12 protein-coding genes are annotated in these 13862 nt (G+C 68.5%); 6 read left to right on the forward strand and 6 right to left on the reverse strand.

The genetic code is table 11. The annotated features are described in order from the left end of the window. Nucleotides 1–301 precede the first annotated feature (301 nt). Complete coding sequence (locus tag QSK35_RS29415; protein ID WP_285750793.1) at nt 302–1528, forward strand: HNH endonuclease signature motif containing protein; 1227 nt, start codon at nt 302–304, stop codon at nt 1526–1528. 223 nt (nt 1529–1751) lie between these two features. Here QSK35_RS29415 and QSK35_RS29420 read toward each other — a convergent pair whose 3' ends face one another. Then, nucleotides 1752–2003 carry a helix-turn-helix domain-containing protein gene (locus QSK35_RS29420; RefSeq protein WP_285750794.1) on the reverse strand — a complete coding sequence of 84 codons (252 nt, stop codon included), beginning with the start codon at nt 2001–2003 and terminating at the stop codon, nt 1752–1754. A gap of 36 nt (nt 2004–2039) precedes the next feature. Between QSK35_RS29420 and map the strand changes: the two genes are divergently transcribed. Then, nucleotides 2040–2801 (forward strand): type I methionyl aminopeptidase, encoded by a 762-nt coding sequence (gene map, locus QSK35_RS29425; protein WP_285750795.1) that lies wholly within the window; start codon nt 2040–2042, stop codon nt 2799–2801. Here map and QSK35_RS29430 read toward each other — a convergent pair whose 3' ends face one another. Continuing rightward, nucleotides 2802–4343 carry an ABC transporter substrate-binding protein gene (locus tag QSK35_RS29430; RefSeq protein ID WP_285750796.1) on the reverse strand — a complete coding sequence of 514 codons (1542 nt, stop codon included), beginning with the start codon at nt 4341–4343 and terminating at the stop codon, nt 2802–2804. It abuts the gene before it with no gap. After that, on the reverse strand, nt 4340–7201 hold the full coding sequence (locus tag QSK35_RS29435) for an EAL domain-containing protein (RefSeq protein WP_285750797.1): 2862 nt from the start codon (nt 7199–7201) through the stop codon (nt 4340–4342). The genes QSK35_RS29430 and QSK35_RS29435 overlap by 4 nt, the downstream gene beginning before the upstream one ends. A gap of 279 nt (nt 7202–7480) precedes the next feature. Between QSK35_RS29435 and QSK35_RS29440 the strand changes: the two genes are divergently transcribed. Then, nucleotides 7481–8530 carry a chitinase gene (locus QSK35_RS29440; RefSeq protein ID WP_285750799.1) on the forward strand — a complete coding sequence of 350 codons (1050 nt, stop codon included), beginning with the start codon at nt 7481–7483 and terminating at the stop codon, nt 8528–8530. On the opposite strand, the gene QSK35_RS29445 is transcribed toward QSK35_RS29440, so the two are convergent. Both QSK35_RS29445 and QSK35_RS29450 read right to left on the reverse strand, forming a co-directional pair. Next, the gene (locus QSK35_RS29445; protein WP_285750800.1) at nt 8508–9635 is read right to left on the reverse strand and encodes a mandelate racemase/muconate lactonizing enzyme family protein; all 1128 of its coding nucleotides are present in this window, start codon (nt 9633–9635) and stop codon (nt 8508–8510) included. The genes QSK35_RS29440 and QSK35_RS29445 overlap by 23 nt on opposite strands. A 9-nt stretch (nt 9636–9644) precedes the next feature. Beyond that, nucleotides 9645–10742 carry a LacI family DNA-binding transcriptional regulator gene (locus QSK35_RS29450; RefSeq protein WP_285750801.1) on the reverse strand — a complete coding sequence of 366 codons (1098 nt, stop codon included), beginning with the start codon at nt 10740–10742 and terminating at the stop codon, nt 9645–9647. An 83-nt stretch (nt 10743–10825) separates the two neighbouring features. Here QSK35_RS29450 and QSK35_RS29455 point away from each other — a divergent pair, with 83 nt between their 5' ends. From QSK35_RS29455 to QSK35_RS29465, 3 genes are read left to right on the forward strand one after another with little or no spacing between them, the layout of a single operon-like run. Next, complete coding sequence (locus QSK35_RS29455; protein WP_285750802.1) at nt 10826–11605, forward strand: ABC transporter permease; 780 nt, start codon at nt 10826–10828, stop codon at nt 11603–11605. 14 nt (nt 11606–11619) lie between these two features. Then, a complete protein-coding gene (locus QSK35_RS29460; RefSeq protein WP_285750803.1) occupies nt 11620–12621 on the forward strand; it encodes an ABC transporter substrate-binding protein in 1002 nt (333 codons plus the stop codon). Between the two features lie 2 nt (nt 12622–12623). Beyond that, nucleotides 12624–13397: an ABC transporter ATP-binding protein gene (locus tag QSK35_RS29465; protein WP_502881733.1), complete on the forward strand. Its 774-nt coding sequence runs from the start codon at nt 12624–12626 to the stop codon at nt 13395–13397. On the opposite strand, the gene QSK35_RS29470 is transcribed toward QSK35_RS29465, so the two are convergent. Next, nucleotides 13383–13847, reverse strand: a complete 465-nt coding sequence (locus tag QSK35_RS29470) for a MarR family winged helix-turn-helix transcriptional regulator (protein ID WP_285750805.1) — start codon at nt 13845–13847, stop codon at nt 13383–13385. The two genes, QSK35_RS29465 and QSK35_RS29470, sit on opposite strands and share 15 nt — an antisense overlap. Nucleotides 13848–13862 lie beyond the last annotated feature (15 nt).

Genomic DNA, 13862 nt, shown 5'->3' on the forward strand with positions numbered 1-13862 from the left:
CTGGCTTGGTCGCTCTGAGTTGGCTTGGACGCGGCTGCGCCGCGACACGTTGGCATTTTCGTGCGGGCCAGGCGCTGGGCGCCTGTCCCGCACGAAAATGCCAACGTACCGAGAAGGTGGTTGGCTGCCGTCGTGGTCCCGATCTGTTGGCTGGGTTGTGTTGTGTTGTGCGGTTGCGGGCGTGGCTGGGATGAGGTGGCTTGCGTTTTGATCGTTTTTAAAAGAGGTTCACCCGATCGTGTGGCTTGTTTTCGCTGGTAGACGGCCTGTTGACTTGTGATCTTGCGGTAGAGTCGAACGCATGGTCGACACGGATCTGTCCCTCCTCTCCAGTGGTGAGCTGCTTGACGGCTTCGCCGCGATGGAGCGTGAGATCCGTGTGCGTCATGAGCGGCTGCTGCGCTGGATCGCCGAGATGGACCGCCGTGGCCTGGCCGCGGAGCTCGGCTACAAGGACTTGGTCGGGGTGTTGAAGGACCGGGTGCACTGGGATCCCAGCGTGTCGAAGGCGAAGCTGCGCCGCGCGCGGCTGCTGACACACCAGCTGGGCCCGTCCGGCGCGGAGATCGAGCCCGAACTTCCGGCCACCGCCGAGGCGCTTGCTGAGGGCGCGTTGACCGAGGAGCATGTCGACGCGATCGCCAGGGCGATGAAGAACATGCCCGCCGATGCCACGCCCGACAAGGCGGCGTTCGTCGAGCGGCAGCTGGCGGAGTTCGGCCGGAAGTTCGAGCCGGGCTCGATCCGCGACTTCGGCAAGAAGATCATCTATCGGATGTTCCAGAACGACCCCGAACCCGACGAGAAGGATCCGGCGCCACCGAGTGACCAGCTGATCGCCCGCATGGAACGCGGCCGCTGCCGCGGCAGCTTCGATCTCGGCCCGGAGATCGGCGCTAAATTCCTGGGCGCGCTGGACCCGCTGGCCAAACCCCGCCCCACCGGCCCGGACGGCCCCGACACGCGCACCTATGCCGAACGGCAGGGCGACGCCTTCGCCGAGCTGATCAACCTGGTGCTGCGCGCCGATGTCCTGCCCGAGCACGGCGGCGAGACCGTCACCCTCGCCGTGACGGTCTCCTACGACGACCTGGCCGCGAAGACCGGGCACGCGGTGCTGGACAACCAGGAACACATCCCGGTCAAGCAGCTGCGCAAGCTCGCCTGCGAAGCAGGCGTCATCCCCATCGTGATGGGCAGCCGCTCCCAGCCCCTCAACGTCGGCCGCAAGGCACGGCTGTTCAACAGCGGCCTACGCCGAGCCCTCGTCGCCAGAGACAGGGGATGTGCCTTCCCCGGCTGCAACCGCCCGCCACGGCACTGCGAAGGCCACCACATCAAACACTGGGCCGACGGCGGCAAGACCAGCCTGCACAACGGCGTGCTGCTCTGCCGACGACATCATGACCTGATCCACCACAGCGACTGGGAAGTGAAGCTGCTCAACGGGATCCCGTACTTCATCCCACCGGCCTTCCTGGATCCGCTACGGCAGCCGAGGCGCAACCCGCTGCACATGGTGAGCTGACGCATGGGGAAAAACGGTGCCAACTCCAGCCACCTCATGGCGACCGCGCCCGCAACCGCACCGAACGAACGCAAGTCTGGACAGGATCGGGACCACGACGGCAGCCAACCACCGTCTCGGTACGTTGGCATTTTCGTGCGGGACAGGCGCCCTAGCGCCTGGCCCGCACGAAAATGCCAACGTGTCGCGGCGCAGCCGCGTCCAAAGCTCAAACACGAAGCCGCTAGACGAGAACGCCCCGCCAAGCAGCAGCCAACTCCTCCACGGGCAACCCCAGAGCCTCGCCCAGGCAAACGATCGTCCCAAAGCCAGGCGAAGGTAACCGCCCAGTCTCAATCTTCCGCAGAGTCTCAGGCGAAATCCCAGCAGCCGAAGCAACCTCCACCAGGTCGCGACCACCACGCGCATGCCGCAACAAAGAACCAAGCCGCCGCCCGGCTTCGATCTGCGAGGGAGTGAGCGGTTGCCGAACCATGCCCCCAAGCATAAGACCGGTATTACTATACCGTCCATGATTGAGCTGAAGTCGCCCGCGGCGATCCAGAGCATGCACGTAACCGGGCGTTTCGTAGCCGAGGTGCTCCAAGAGGTCGAACAACGAGCCGAAGTGGGCGTCAACCTCCTGGACCTGGAGCACCACGTACGAGGCATGATCAAGCGACGCGGAGCGGAGTCGTGCTACTGGGACTACGCGCCGTCGTTCGGCAAAGGCCCGTTCCGCAACGTCATCTGTCTGTCAGTCAACGACGCCGTACTGCACGGCCTGCCGCACGACTACGAGCTGCGCGTCGGCGACATACTCAAGGCCGACATCGCGGTCAGCATCGACGGCTGGGTGGCCGACTCGGCGCGCACGGTCATAGTCGGCAACGCGGCGGATGAGGACCAAAGAATCAAACGAGCCACCGAAGAAGCGTTGGAGGCTGCGATCAAAGCAGCACGTCCGGGCAACCGCCTGGGCGACATCTCGGCAGCGATCTGGGCGGTGGCCCGCGACCACGGCTATCCGGTCAACAACGAGTTCGGCGGTCACGGCATCGGCCGCACGATGCATGAGGAGCCCCACGTCTCCAACAAGGGGCGAGCAGGACGCGGCCTCACGCTGCGCCCAGGCCTGACCCTCGCACTGGAGCCGTGGTTCGCCCGCACGACCGACCGGATCGTCTATGACCCCGACGGCTGGACCATCCGCTCGGCGGACGGCTCACGCACGGCCCACTCCGAGCACACGGTCGCCATCACCGAGGACGAACCCTTGGTGCTCACAAGGTAATCAGACGAACGACACCGACCGGAACTGGAACGAGGACAGCGGCAGGTTCCGGTCGGGCACGAACCCGGTGACGCGGCTGGAGTAGGCGTCGACCTGGTTCTTGAAGCTCCACACGATGTACCCGCCGGACTCGTACTCGATCTTCTGAGCCTCGCGCAGCAACCCGCAGCGCCGCTCCCGATCCGCCTCCGACCGGGCCTGCGCGATGAGCGACATGAACCGGGGATCCTGCCAGTGGCACTCGTTGTAGGGCGCGTCGGGCAACGACCCCTGGGCGACCTGCGGCAGGTAGCTGCGGGTGTACCAGAAGTCCTGCGCGAACGGCCACCGCAGGTAGTCGTCCTTGCCGTAGAAGACGCCGGCGTCCACCTCCCGCACGGCCACCTCGACGCCGGCGCCGCGGGCCTGTTCGGCGAACAGCCGGGCCGCCGCGACCACACCGGCGCCGATCGCGTCGGAGGTGACGAGCTCCACCTTCAACGCGGTGTGACCCGCCTGCGCCAGCAGGGAACGGGCCAGCTTGAGGTCTTGGCGCCGCTGCGGGAGGTCCTTGGCGAAGCACTGGTCGAAGGGGGCGTACAGGTCGTTGCCGACCCGGCCCTGGCCGCGCAGCGCCTGGCTGACCATCTGGTCGCGGTCGACGATCAGCCGGAACGCCTGGCGCACCAGCACGTTGTCGAACGGCGGTGTGTCCACCCGCATGGTGAACGGCGACCAGTTGCCGCTCTCCGAGATGAGCACGTTGACACCGGCGGCCTTCACCGCCGCCACCTGCGTCTGCGGCAGGTTGTCGATCGCCTCGACCGAACCGCTCAGCAGAGCGTCCAAACGGGACTTCTCGTCCGGGAAGTCGATGATCACCAGTTCGTCCACATAGGGCTCGTGCGGACGCCAGTACCGGTCGAACCGGGGGAAGGACGAACGCGAACCAGCGACGAACGAACCGAACCGGAACGGACCGGTGCCGACCGGGGTGCGCAGGTCGAAGCCGACCGGGACGATGCCGAGGTAGTACTGCGCCAGCTCGTCCTGGAACAGGGCGTGCGGCTGCGTCAGCTTGATCCGCAGCGTCAGCGGGTCGATCTTGCGTAACGAGCCGAGGTCGACGATCTGCAGCGCCGAGGCGCCCATGCCCGGCAGTTCCATGATGCGGCGCAACGAGAAGATGACGTCGTCGGCGTCCAACGCCTTGCCGTTGTGGAAGAACACCCCGGAACGCAACCGCAGCGTCCACTCGTCCAGGCCCGCGGACGGTTCCAGCGAGGACGCCAGCACCGGTTCGATCTGGTAGGACGCGTCGCGGCGGAACAGCGGCTCGTACAGGTTCGACATGCGCGCCTGGTCCGGATACGTCACGGACTTGTGCGGGTCGAGCGAGTCCTCGGTGCTGCCGCCGGTCACGCCGATCCGCAGCACGCCGCCGCTCTTGCGCGGGCCGAGCGCGGCGGAGCTGACCTGCCGCTGGTGCTCGTCGGTGCACGAACAGCTCAGCGCGCAGCCAAGGAACAGGCCCGCGCGAAACAGCTCTCTTCGAGTGATCATCCGCGCGCCGCCGGCTGGAGACGGGCGGGCGGCTCCAGTTGCGGGCGGCCCAGCAGGTAGCCCTGCGCCTGGTCACAGCCGAGGTCGCGCAGCGCCGAGAACTGGTCCGGCTCCTCGACGCCCTCGGCGATCGTGGTCAGGCCCAGCGCCTGGCCCAGGCGGATCACGGCGGTGACGATCTCGCGGTCCGACGGGTCGGTGACGAGGCCGGAGACGAACGACCGATCGACCTTCACGAAGCTGACCGGCAGTCGTTTCAGGTAGCTCAGCGACGAGTAGCCGGTGCCGAAGTCGTCGATGCCGAGCCGCACACCCATGTCGCGGATCTCCTCGAGCTGTCGCAACGTGTCCGCGTCGGCCTCCATGATCGCGGTCTCGGTGAGTTCCAGTGCCAGCGCCGTCGGTTCGAGGCCGGCGTCGGACAGGGCCGTCGACACGGTGGAGACGAGGTCGCGGCGGGTGGCCTGGCGGGCGGACAGGTTGACCGTGATCCGCAGGTCGTCGGGCACCTTGCCCTCCGCGCGCCACGCGACGAGCTGGCGGCAGGCCTGCTCCAGCACGGTGTTGCCGATCGGCACGATCAGGCCGCTGTCCTCGGCGACCTGGATGAACTCGCCGGGCGCGAGCAGGCCGCGTTCGGGGTCGTTCAGCCGCACCAGCGACTCGACGGCGACCGGTGCGCCGGTGACGACGTCGACCACGGGCTGGTAGTGCAGGACGAACCGGTCCTCGCGCAGCGCCTGGCGCAGGACCGTGGTGATCGCGATCCGGTCGACGGACCGTTCGCGCAACGCCTCGTCGAAGATCTCGCAGCGGTTCTTGCCGCGCGCCTTGGCGCCGTACATCGCGGCGTCCGCGTCGCGCAGCAGGTCCTCGGGGGTCGGCGTGTGGCCGTTGGCGAGCGCGATGCCGACGGACGCGGTGACGACGACCTCGAACGTGCCGACGACGACCGGTGACGCGAGCGTCCGCGCCAGCCGTTCGGAGATCTCGAAGACGTTCTGTTCCTGCCGCAGGTCCTGGCACAGCACGACGAACTCGTCGCCGCCGAGCCGGGCGACGGTGTCGAACGGGCGGACGTGGTGCTGCAGCCTGCGGCCGACCTCGCGGAGCACCTCGTCGCCGACGTCGTGGCCGAGGCTGTCGTTGACGTCCTTGAAGCCGTCGAGGTCGATGAACAGCACGGCGGTCAGCATCGGGTGCCGTTCGCTGCGGGCCAGCACTTGGCGCAGCCGGTCCAGCAGCAGCGTCCGGTTCGGCAGGCCCGTCAGCGGGTCGTGCATGGCCTGCCGCATCAGCTGCGCCTCGGCCTCGCGGCGTTCGGTGATGTCCTCGACCTGCGTGACGAAGTACAACGGCTCGCCGCTCTCGGCGTGCACGACCGACGACGTCATCACGACCCACAGCACGCGGCCATCGGCGTGCAGGTAGCGCTTCTCCATCCGGAACGGGCCGTGGTGGTTGTCGCGCATGGCCTCGGCCGCCGCGAGGCTCTGCTCGCGGTCGTCGGGGTGGGTGAACTCGGTGAACCCGGTGCCGAGCAGCTCGGACTCCGTGCGGCCGAGCATCTCGCACAACGCCCGGTTGACCTGCGTCAGCTTGAAGTCCATGTCCACCAGGGACATGCCGATGGACGCGTTGTCGAACGCCTGCTGGAACCGTTCCTTGGCCTCCCGCAGCTGCGCCTCGGACGCGCGCTGCTCCTCGACCATCGCCTGCAGCCGTTCGGCCATGGTGTTGAACGCGGCCGCCATCTCGCCGATCTCGTCGCGGCTGCGGACCTTGACCCGGCGGGTGAGATCACCGCCCGCGAGCGCGCCCGCGCCGCCGGCCACGCTGGAGACGTCCGTGCTGATGCGGCGGGACTGCCACACGGTGAGCAGCACGGTCACCATCAGCACCGCCAGCACCGCGGCCAGCGCGAGCGCCCGGTCCAGCGCGTGGCCGTCGAGCCGATCGTTGATCAGCTGCTGCTCCTGGGCGTGCAGTGCCTCGGTCAGCCGCGCGACCGACTCGACGGCGCCGCTGACCGCGGACTCGTACTCGGCGCGGTTCAGCTCGACCGTGGCCGCCTCCACGAACCCGCGGGTGGTGAGCGCGCCGAGATCGGTCACGGCCAGGTAGGCGTCGTGCAGCACGGGGCCGAGCGTCTTCCGCAGCAGGTCGCCCTCGCGGAACGTGGTGAAGAGGTCCTCCTGCAGGCCGTCCGCCTGCTGCGTCAGCGTCGCCACCGCGGCGGCCACGGCGGTGCGGTCCTGCAACGCGATCCGGCCGTCGACCAGCAGCCCGTCCACGGTGTCGCCGAGCCGGCCGATCCGGTCCACCAGCTCGGGCGTGCGCACGGCCAGCGCGTCGGCCACGTGATAGGTGTGCAGCTCGGGGTCCAGCACCAGGTTCGAGGTGACGCCCACGTAGGCGATGAGCGTGCGCACGTCGCCGATCATCAGGGTGTGCGCGGCGTCGCTCGCGGCCTTGTCCGGCTGGCCGGTGCGCCACGCCTTCCACTTGTCCGCCTGGGCCTGCGGCGTGGCGTTGAGGTTGAGGTCTGCGCTGGTCGTCTTGAGGTGACCGCCGAGGCGCCGGTCGGTGTCGAGCAGGGCCGCGAAGTCCGCGTCCACCTTCGCGCTGTGCGCGGCCAGCTCACCTGCGGGCCGCTCCTCCGACAGCACCTGCCGGCTAAGCCTGCGGTGCACGGAGAGGTCGACGAGTAGTGCCGAGAGCGGCCGCAGGTACTCCAGGCCGCGCAGCTCGTTCTGGCAGAAGTCGATCCGCCTGCCGTTCTCGAGCATCAGCAGGGTCGTCGCGGTCGCGAGCGGCAGCGTGAACGCCAGCCCGATCATCGCGAGCTTGTGCCACACGCGCGATCGTCGGCGACCCTTCGGTGTTTGCACAGTCGCGACTGCCCATCCGGCTCCGTGGGAGTGAACTGACTCACCCTACTGGGGTACGGCTCCAGCATGGTGCTGGGGAATTGGGGATTCCACCAGCCCTGTCTCAATTGGTCGAGTAATACGTGGAACCGTTTCGCGAACACTATGGGTATTAGCCCGATTGCCGGGTTGTCTGGACCATTTATGGGCCGGATGATCGATGCAGGCCGCCCAGGTACTCGCACGTCCGAACAAGGGAGTCGGGGTATGGGTCGCTGGAGGTCAGCAGCGCTCGCGGTCGGTCTGCTCGTCACGTCACTGGTCACGTCCGGGGTGGTCGCGCCGGGTGCGCAGGCCGCGGAGACGTGTGCGGTGAAGTCGCGGCCGTCGGGCAAGGTGCTGCAGGGCTACTGGGAGAACTGGGACGGCGCGTCCAACGGCGTGCACCCGCCGTTCGGCTGGACGCCGATCACCGACACGCGCATCAAGCAGCACGGCTACAACGTGATCAACGCCGCGTTCCCCGTCATCCGATCGGACGGCACGGTGTTGTGGGAAGACGGCATGGACGCGGGTGTCAAGGTCGCCACCCCGGCCGAGATGTGCGCGGCGAAGGCGGCGGGCGCCACGATCCTGATGTCGATCGGCGGCGCGGCCGCCGGAATCGACCTCAGCTCCGCCGCGGTGGCCAACCGGTTCATCGCGACCGTCGTGCCGATTCTGAAGAAGTTCAACTTCGACGGCATCGACATCGACATCGAGACCGGTCTGGTCGGCAGCGGCAACATCAAGACGCTGTCCACATCACAGGCGAATCTCATCAAGATTATTGATGGCGTGCTCGCGCAGATGCCGTCGAACTTCGGGCTCACCATGGCGCCGGAGACCGCGTATGTCACCGGCGGCAGCATCACCTACGGCTCCATCTGGGGCGCGTACCTGCCGATCGTGAAGAAGTACGCCGACAACGGCCGGCTGTGGTGGCTGAACATGCAGTACTACAACGGCTCGATGTACGGGTGCTCCGGCGACTCCTACCAGGCGGGCACGGTCCAGGGCTTCGTCGCGCAGACGAAGTGCCTCAACACGGGGCTGGTCGTGCAGGGCACCACGATCCGTGTGCCGTACGACAAGCAGGTACCCGGCCTGCCCGCGCAGCCCGGTGCCGGTGGTGGCTACATGTCGCCGTCGCTCGTCGGCCAGGCGTGGAACAGCTTCGGCGGATCCCTCAAGGGCCTGATGGACTGGTCGATCAACTGGGACGGCTCGAAGAACTGGACGTTCGGCGACAAGGTCAAGTCACTGCAAGGTCGATGACCACCGACTCGTCCACCTCGATGCCCAGGCCCGGACCCGTGGGAACGCGGGCGGTCCCGGCGTCGAGGTGGACGGTCGACGTGGCGTACGGCGACTCGATGAACTGCCTGCCGTTCAGGTCGACCGGCCCGCTGATCCCGAACGCGCCGAACAGATGCAGGCTCGCCGCCAGCCCCACGTCGGAGTCGGTCAGCCCGGACCCCATCAGCCGCACCCCGCAGTCCTCCGCGAGCTGGCACAGCCGCCGTGACAGGAGCAGGCCGCCGCTGCGCTGCACCTTCGCGATGGCGACGTCGATCGCGTCGAGCTTCACGAACGTCGCCAGGTCCGTCGGGTGGCGCAGCGACTCGTCCAGCGCCACCGGCATCGGCGACACCGCCCGCAGCCGCCGCTGGCCCGCGATGTCGTTGGCGGGCAACGGTTGCTCGAACGCGGCGACGCCCAGGTCGTGCAGCGCTCGGGCGAGCCGGACCGCGGTGTCGGCCGTGTACGCCTGGTTCGCGTCCACCCACAGCGGCGCCTCGGGCGCGGCCGTGCGCACCGCCGTCACCACGGCCAGATCGGTCTTCTCGTCATGCAGGCCGATCTTCACCTTGAACGCCCGGTAGCCCGCGCCGAGTCCCTCGGCGACGCAGTCGGTGACCTCGTCGGGCGTCTGGCCGGACACGATCCACGCCAGCTGGATCTCCTCGGTCCTGCGTTGACCCCACAGTTCGCCGATCGGGACGCCCAGCGCGCGGCCGAGCAGGTCGTGCAGCGCGACGTCCACCGCCGCCTTGGCCAGCGGCGCGCCGATGGAGAAGCCGCGGTTGATGGTGCGGTCGAAGATGCGGCTGACGCCGTCGAGGTCCCACACCGGGTGCCCGATGATCGCCGGGGCCAGGTAGCCGTCGATGGTGGTGAGGATCGACTCGGTCGTCTCGTAGGTCCAGGCCGGGATCGGGGTCGCCTCGCCCCAGCCGTGCACGCCGTCCGCGCTGACCTTCACCAGGACGCGGATGCTGGGTTTTCCTCTTACGGCAACGGATCCGCCGGACACGCCGAAGCTGCGCACGGTCGGCAGCGCCACCGCGAACGTCTCCACGCGCTCGACGACCAGGTCCATCAGCTCTCCTCAGCGGGGACCCTCGTGAGGGTCACCCTCATGAGGCTCAGGTTGGTGAGGGTGACCCTCATGAGGGGCACCGCTCGGTGGGGCGCCGGTGCTGGCGCGCAGGACGACTCGGCCGGTCACGCGTTCGATCCGGGCGCGCGCCGGGCGGTCCGGCAGCAGGGCCAGCTCCATCACCCGCTCACCCAGGTCCTCCAGCGGCAGAGCCACCGTGGTCAGCGGCGGCGTGAGGTCGCGGATCATCGGGATGTCATCGAATCCGGCCAGCGACACGTCCTCCGGCACCCGCAACCCGGCCTCGCGGAACGCCGCCAGCGCGCCGATCGCCATCACGTCGGTCGCGGCGAACACGCAGGTAGCCGCGAGGCCGCGCCGCAGCAGTTCCCGAGCCGCCTCGTAGCCGCCGTCACGGGTGAACGCGCCCTCGACGACCTGCGACACCTCGATTCCCCACGACGCCAGCGCCGAGCGGAACCCGCCCAGCCGGTCCACGACCGTCGTCAGCGACAGCGGCCCGGACAGGACTGCGAACGACCGGTGCCCCAGCCCGAGCAGCGCCCGCGCCAGGTCCGCGGCACCGGCCCGGTTCTCCGGCAGCACGGCGTCCGCGCGCAGCCCGCGGTGCCGGCTGATCACCGCGACCCGCCCGCCCGCGGCCCGGTAGAGGTCGACCTCCCGGCGCAGCGACTCCTGCACCGCGCGGTCCTCGAAGCCCGACCCGATCAGCAGCATCGCCCGCACGCGCTGGCCGCGCATCATCGAGGCGTAGGAGATCTCCCGCAGTGGCTCGCGGAACGTGCTGCCGAGGATCACCTGCAGGTCGTGCCGCGCCGCCGCCCGCATCACGCCGCGCGCGATGCCCGCGAAGTACGGGTCGCCGATGTCGTGGCAGATGACGCCGACCCCGGCGTTCGACGCCTTGGCCAACGCGCGCGCGTGCGCGTTGGGGGAGTAGGCCAGCCGTTCCGCCGCCACGCGCACTCGTTCGCGCAGGTCGGCTCGCACCTGGGTGGCGCCGTTCAGCGCCCGTGACGCCGTGGCCAGCGAGACACCGGCCGCGCGCGCCACGTCACCCAGGGTGGGCTGCCCGTTTTCGGCCATCTGACTCCCTTGACCGCCAAGTAGCGCAGTTCTAGCGTAGCGGAAAGCGCTTTCCGAAAGCGCTTTCCGCCGGGGAGGTGTCGATGGACTGGCTGGAACGCAGCTGGCGGCCGGTGTTGCTGCTGGTCGCGTGCCTGGCGGTGTGGCAGCTGGTCACGACCACCGGGCTGATCGCGCCGTACCTGGTGCCGTCGCCCGCCGCCACGCTGGACGTCCTCGTCGAGAAGCAGGCCTACATCTGGCACCACACGTGGGTCACGACCTACGAGACAGTGCTCGGGTTCCTGATCGCGGCCGTGGTCGGCGTGCTGGCCGCGGTGGCGATGGTCTACTCCGCCACGATCGAGAAGACGCTTTACCCGATCCTGTTGTTCGCGCAGGTCGTGCCCAAGATCGCGATCGCGCCGCTGTTCGTGGTGTGGCTGGGGTTCGGGCTGGTGCCCAAGGTGCTGGTGGCCGTGCTGATCGCGTTCTTCCCGGTCGTGATCTCCATGGTGACCGGCCTGAAGTCCGTCGACACCGAGATGCTCGAGCTGGCGTCGACGATGGGCGGCGGCCCGCTCAAGACGTTCGTCAAGATCCGCTTCCCGGCGTCGCTGCCGCACCTGTTCGCGGGACTGAAGGTCGCGGTGACGCTGGCGGTCACGGGCGCGGTCGTCGGCGAGTTCGTCGGCGCCAACGAGGGACTCGGCTTCGTGATCCTGCAGGCCAACGGCAACATCGACACCCCGATGCTGTTCGCCGGCCTGATCGTCATGTCGCTCGTCGGCGTGCTGCTGTTCGTCCTGTTGGAACTCGCCGAGCGGTTCATGCTGCCGTGGCACGTCAGCCGCCGCACCTCCGCCGTCACCACCACCATCTAGCGAAGGGCTTGTCGATGAAGGGAACGGCCGTAGTCGCCGGTCTGCTCCTCCTGGCCACCGGGTGTGGCGGTGGGGCACAGGCGCCGCAGGGGCAGGAGAGCAAGACCGACGTCACGCTGACCCTCAACTGGTACCCCTACGGCGAGCACGCGCCGTTCTACTACGGCGTCAAACAGGGGATCTTCAGCAAGCACGGGATCAACCTCAAGATCCAGGCCGGGCAGGGCTCCGGCAAGACCGTGCAGGCGACCGGGGCCGGCCAGACCGACTTCGGCTGGGCCGACACATCGGCGCTCGCCGCCGCGGTCGACCAGGGCGTGCCGGTGAAGAGCATCGGCGTGTTCCTGCAGACCACCCCCGCGTCCGTGCAGTTCTTCTCCGAGAAGAACATCAAGAAGCCACAGGACCTCAAGGGACTCAAGGTCGCGACCACCGCGGGTGACGCGCTGACCAAGACGTTCCCGGCGTTCCTCAAGCAGAACGGCATGCAGGAGAGCGACGTCCAGATCCAGAACGTCGACGCGGCCGGCAAGATCGCGGCGGTCATCTCCGGCCGCGCGGACGTGCTGCTCGGCTTCGCGTCCGACCAGGGTCCGACGATTAAGGAAAAGGCGGGCAAGGACGTCTCGTACCTGAAGTTCTCCGAGTTCGGCCTGAACTACTTCTCCAACGGCCTGCTGACGTCGAAGTCCAAGCTGCAACAGGACCCGGACCTGGTGAAGAAGATGGTCGCCGCGACCGCCGAGGCGTGGTCGGCCGCCGAGAAGGACCCGCAGGCCGCGGCCGACTCGATGAAGGGTGCGTCCGAGCAGCTGCCGTCGGCGACGGTGGTGCTGGAGCAGTTCAAGACGACGCTCACGTTGCTGCACACGGAGAAGTCGAAGGGCCAGGGGCCGGGCGTCAACTCCGTGGAGGACTGGAAGACCACGATCGAGACGTTCGTGAAGACGGGCATCGCGACGAAGGGGCAGGATCCCTCGGCGTACTGGGAGGAAAGCGTGGCACCGAAGGGATGACCGTGACTGTCGGGACGGCCGCCGTCGAGATCGACTCCGTCGCCGTGCACTTCAGGTCGAAGAAGATCGACGTGACGGCACTGCGCGAGGTCTCGCTCGACGTCGCGCCGGGCGAGTTCGTGTCGATCGTCGGCCCGTCCGGCTGCGGCAAGTCCACGCTGCTCAAGCTGGTGTCGGGGTTGCTCAAGCCGTCCAGTGGAAAAGTGCGGCTGCTCGGTGACGTGGTGACCGGCCCGAGGCACGACATCGGCTACGTGTTCCAGCGCGCGGCGCTGCTCGAGTGGCGGTCCGCGCGCCGGAACATCCTGCTGCAGGCCGAGATGCGCGGCATGCCCGACGCGGGCAAGCGGGCCGACGAGCTGATCGAGATGACCGGGCTGCGCGGTTTCGAGGACGCGTTGCCGCACGAGCTGTCCGGCGGCATGCAGCAACGCGTCGCGCTCTGCCGCGCGCTGCTGCACCGGCCGCGCGTGCTGCTGATGGACGAGCCGTTCGGCGCTCTGGACGCGTTGACGCGCGAGCAGATGAACGTGGAGCTGCACCGGATCTGGCGCGAGACCGGCACGACCGTGCTGCTGGTGACGCACTCGATCGCCGAGTCGGTGTACCTGTCCAACCGGGTGGTCGTGATGACCCCGCGGCCGGGCGCGGTGCAGGAGATCATCGACGTCGACCTGCCCGTGGAACGCGACTACTCCGAGACCATGGCGCTGCCGAAGTTCAGCACGGCGGCCGCGCACATCCGCGAACTGCTGGGAGCGTCAATGCGGCCGTAGCCGGCGAGCCATCATCTCCGGCAGCGCGTTGGTGTGGTCGCTCAACGCGTTGAGCTGCTCCAGAAACGCCTCGGCCCGCGGCCCGAGAACGCCGAGCAGCTCAGCGGTCACCTCGGCGCGCGCCTTGCGGCCCTCGTCGATCGCGTGCTGCCCATGCTCGGTCAGCTCGATGACGCGGACCCGGCTGTCGTTCGGGTCGGTGTACCGCGAGACGTAGCCCGCGCGCTCCATCTCGGTGATGACCTTGGACGCGCCCTGGGGCGTCATGCCCAGCAGGTCGGCCAGGTCGGTCACCTTCGTCGGACCGATGACCAGGTGCTGGAACACGTACCCGTAGATGGTGCGCACCTGTGGGTGCCCGGCGTCGGCCAGCCGTTGCCGCACCCGCACGTCGCACGCGGCGGAGAGCGCGGTGAACAGCAGCGTGAGGTCCCGGTCGATTGACAGCACGGCCGGATGCTGACA

The organism is Lentzea sp. NBRC 105346, from assembly GCF_030269605.1.
GTDB lineage: Bacteria > Actinomycetota > Actinomycetes > Mycobacteriales > Pseudonocardiaceae > Lentzea.

Bases quoted from the DNA above. Each gene is read 5' to 3' on its own strand.
- QSK35_RS29415 (WP_285750793.1), top strand. From the start codon at position 302: ATGGTCGACACGGATCTGTCCCTCCTCTCCAGTGGTGAGCTGCTTGAC.
- QSK35_RS29420 (WP_285750794.1), bottom strand. From the start codon at position 2,003: ATGGTTCGGCAACCGCTCACTCCCTCGCAGATCGAAGCCGGGCGGCGG.
- map (WP_285750795.1), top strand. From the start codon at position 2,040: ATGATTGAGCTGAAGTCGCCCGCGGCGATCCAGAGCATGCACGTAACC.
- QSK35_RS29430 (WP_285750796.1), bottom strand. From the start codon at position 4,343: ATGATCACTCGAAGAGAGCTGTTTCGCGCGGGCCTGTTCCTTGGCTGC.
- QSK35_RS29440 (WP_285750799.1), top strand. From the start codon at position 7,481: ATGGGTCGCTGGAGGTCAGCAGCGCTCGCGGTCGGTCTGCTCGTCACG.
- QSK35_RS29445 (WP_285750800.1), bottom strand. From the start codon at position 9,635: ATGGACCTGGTCGTCGAGCGCGTGGAGACGTTCGCGGTGGCGCTGCCG.
- QSK35_RS29450 (WP_285750801.1), bottom strand. From the start codon at position 10,742: ATGGCCGAAAACGGGCAGCCCACCCTGGGTGACGTGGCGCGCGCGGCC.
- QSK35_RS29455 (WP_285750802.1), top strand. From the start codon at position 10,826: ATGGACTGGCTGGAACGCAGCTGGCGGCCGGTGTTGCTGCTGGTCGCG.
- QSK35_RS29460 (WP_285750803.1), top strand. From the start codon at position 11,620: ATGAAGGGAACGGCCGTAGTCGCCGGTCTGCTCCTCCTGGCCACCGGG.